The sequence below is a fragment of the Chroococcidiopsis sp. genome, assembly GCF_051657925.1.
GTDB lineage: Bacteria > Cyanobacteriota > Cyanobacteriia > Cyanobacteriales > Chroococcidiopsidaceae > Chroococcidiopsis.
In genome coordinates this window covers 1-3,631 of sequence record NZ_JBOFLP010000306.1, presented here as the reverse complement: position 1 = coordinate 3,631, position 3,631 = coordinate 1, and the positions used below count along the sequence as shown (strand labels likewise).

Annotated in this window: 4 protein-coding genes; all 4 read left to right on the top strand. The window is 45.6% G+C overall.

The window, feature by feature from the left end; genetic code table 11:
* A partial coding sequence (locus ACRC32_RS24945; RefSeq protein ID WP_438556497.1) for an NUDIX hydrolase occupies window positions 1–512 on the top strand: 512 nt, incomplete at its 5' end.
* 34 nt (window positions 513–546) lie between these two features.
* The gene (locus ACRC32_RS24940; RefSeq protein ID WP_438556496.1) at window positions 547–840 is read left to right on the top strand and encodes an isochorismate lyase; all 294 of its coding nucleotides are present in this window, start codon (window positions 547–549) and stop codon (window positions 838–840) included.
* A gap of 2 nt (window positions 841–842) precedes the next feature.
* A complete protein-coding gene (locus ACRC32_RS24935) occupies window positions 843–1,985 on the top strand; it encodes an alpha-hydroxy acid oxidase (RefSeq protein ID WP_438556495.1) in 1,143 nt (380 codons plus the stop codon).
* A gap of 95 nt (window positions 1,986–2,080) precedes the next feature.
* Window positions 2,081–3,631, top strand: a 1,551-nt coding sequence (locus tag ACRC32_RS24930) for an NAD+ synthase (protein WP_438556498.1), incomplete at its 3' end; no start/stop codon positions are given.

Sequence of the window (3,631 nt, the reverse complement as noted above, 5' to 3'; positions counted from 1 at the left end):
AGATTCGAGCCAAAAATCTCTATTTAGAACAGTTATATACATTTGGGGGACCTCACCGCGATCCGCGCGAGGAAGCTAATAGTTTTGGAATTCGATATCTTTCTGTAAGTTATTTCGCCTTGGTGAGATTTGAAGATGCAGAACTCATTGCCGATGGAGTGAGCGGTATTGCTTGGTATCCTGTCAAAGAAGTGCCACAATTAGCTTTCGATCACAATCAGATTTTGACATACGGACATCGACGTTTGCGAAATAAGCTGGAGTATAGTCCAGTAGCATTTGAAGTGTTACCAGAAATGTTTACTTTAAGTGATTTATACCAGCTTTACACGACAGTTTTAGGTGAAAACTTTTCTGATTATTCTAATTTCCGAGCTAAGTTATTAAAGTTAGGTTTTTTATGCGACACGGGAATCAAAGTATCGCGGGGCGCTGGTCGTCCAGCTAGTCTGTATCGGTTTGACGCTGGAGCATTTGCTCCTTTTAAAGATAAACCTTTGGTGTTTATTTAAAAGAGAGCAGGGAGCAGGGAGTAGGGAGCAGGGGATGAAAGAAGCAGAAGAATGTGTGGATATTGAGGAGATTCGGCGAGAAATAGATGCGATCGATCGCGAAGTTATAGAATTACTGGGTCAGCGATTTGCATATGTGAAAGCAGCGGCTCAATTTAAAAAAAATGCTGACGGTGTAAAGGCTGTAGATCGCTTTAATTCTATGTTAGAGCAGCGGCGGATTTGGGCGGAGGAATTTGGTTTGAATCCTGATGCAATCGAGAAGTTATATCGGGATTTAGTTGGTTATTTTATTGAAGAAGAATTGAAGCACTGGGAATCGAAGTAATTATGATTCCAGCTAAACCAATCAATCTATTTGAATACGAAACGCTGGCTCGCAAACACCTATCTCAAATGGCTTGGGATTATTATGCTAGCGGTGCTTGGGATGAGGTGACGTTGCAGGAGAATCGCGCTGCTTTCAATCGCTACCGACTGCATCCACGCATGTTGGTAGATGTGAGTCAACGAGATTTGAGTACGACAATTTTAGGGCAATCTTTAAGTGCGCCAATCCTGATTGCACCAATGGCTTTTCAGTGTCTAGCAGATCCCGCAGGAGAAGTTGCTACAGCAAAGGCGGCGGCTCATTCAGGTATTGGGATGGTGTTGAGTACGCTGTCTACTAAGAGTATGTCAGAAGTCGCGATCGCCAATCCTCAGACTTGGTTTCAGTTATATATTCATCGCGATCGCAGTTTAACTCGCGCTTTAGTAGAGTATGTCTATAAGTGCGGTGCAAAAGCGCTGTGCGTCACCGTAGATGCGCCATTTCTAGGAAGAAGGGAGAGGGATACGCGCAATCAATTTATCCTCCCTCCAGGCATGGAATTAGCCAATTTAAATAATTTAAAAGACAAAAACTTAGATATTCCCCACCGTCAAGGCGAGTCGGGTTTGTTTGCCTATTTTGCCGAACAACTCGATCCTGGCGTAACTTGGAAAGATTTAGCCTGGTTGCGATCGCTCGTCCCGTTGCCACTTGTCGTCAAAGGAATTTTACGTTCGGATGATGCAATACGTGCTGTAGAAGTTGGCGCTGATGCAATTATTATCTCAAATCATGGTGGCAGACAACTCGATGGAGCGATCGCGACTATTGACGCTGTGTCTGAAATTGTCGCGGCTGTAGGCGATCGAGTCGAAGTCTTAATGGATGGTGGGATTAGACGTGGTACCGATATTTTAAAGGCGCTAGCATTGGGAGCAAAAGCCGTTCTGATCGGTCGTCCCGTGTTGTGGGGTTTAGCCGTAGCAGGCGAGACAGGAGTACAGCACGTCCTTGAAATTTTACGCGACGAACTCAGTTTAGCAATGGCATTAAGCGGCTGCGCCAAATTGCAAGATATAGACTCCTCACTAGTAAAACGGGAGTCGGGAGTCGGAAGTCGGGAGTCGGGAGTCGGGGGACAAGGAAGACAAGGGAGATAGGGGAGACAAGGGGGACAGAGAAGAAATTCTAGCTACCAGCTGCTAGTCACTGACAAATGACCAATGACCAATGACCAATGACCAATGACAAACTTATGAAAATTGCGATCGCTCAACTCAATCCTATAATTGGCGACTTAAATGGAAATGCTAAGCAAATTTTGGTAGCAGCACGACAAGCTGAAAAACACGACGTGCGGTTGCTGCTGACACCAGAACTCTCTTTATGCGGCTACCCACCACGGGACTTACTACTAGACCCCAGTTTTGTATCCCAAATGGGGGTGACTTTGCAACGGTTAGCTGAAGAATTACCATCTCAAATGGCAGTGTTGGTAGGCTGCATTCAACCTAACGAGCGATCGCTTTCTGCTGGTGGTAAGCCTTTGCATAACAGTGTTGCCTTACTACAACACGGCAAAATTCAACAAATCTTTCACAAACGCCTCCTGCCGACTTACGATGTATTCGACGAATATCGTTATTTTGAACCTGGATTAGAGGCGAATTCTCTCGTTTTGGAAGAAGTCGGGAGTCGGGAGTCGGGAGTCGGGAGTCGAAAAGAAGCAACCGTGATTCACCACGCACCACTTAAAATCGGAGTCACTATCTGCGAAGACTTATGGAATGACGAAGAATTTTGGGGTAGGCGCAGCTATGCGATTAATCCGATTGACGATCTGATCCGGCAAGGAGTCGATTTTGTTGTGAATTTATCTGCTTCTCCCTACAGTGCCAATAAGCAGCAGATACGAGAAGCAATGTTGCAACATGGCTCTATGCGTTACCAAATTCCGGTATTGTATACTAACCAAGTTGGAGCGAATGACGACCTGATTTTTGATGGCTGTAGCGTTGGCTTTAATCGTGCTGGGGAAATGGTTTGCCGCGCGCGGGCGTTTGAGACAGATTTGTTAATCGTAGAATACGACGAGCAAGCAGGAGATTTACAACCAAGTAAAATTGCTCCAACGCCTGCAAATCTAGATGAGGAAATTTGGCAGGCACTTGTTTTAGGCGTGCGAGACTACACGCGCAAGTGTGGCTTTTCTAAAGTCGTACTCGGTTTGAGCGGGGGAATTGATTCATCACTGGTAGCAGCGATCGCTACCGCAGCTTTAGGTAAAGAGAATGTCCTTGGCGTACTCATGCCTTCTCCCTACAGTTCGGAACACTCAGTCCATGATGCTTTAGAGTTGGGCAAAAACTTAGGCATTCAAACTCAGACTATTCCGATTGGAGAGTTAATGCAAGGCTATGACAAAACTCTAGAACCGTTGTTTGCCGGTACGCCCTTCGGCATTGCTGAGGAAAACATTCAATCGCGGATTCGCGGCAATTTACTCATGGCAGTTGCCAACAAATTTGGCTATCTCCTGCTTTCTACTGGTAACAAGTCAGAAATGGCAGTAGGTTACTGTACCCTTTACGGTGATATGAATGGAGGATTAGCGGCGATCGCAGATGTTCCCAAAACCCGTGTCTATTCGATCTGTCGCTGGCTGAATGAGAGGGGCGAGGAGAGTGGAGTGAGGAGTGAGGGAGTAAATACCAATTACCAATTACCAATTACCAATTACCAAACAGAAATTATTCCCGAAAATGTCATCAACAAACCCCCCAGTGCAGAGTTAAAGCCAGGTCAG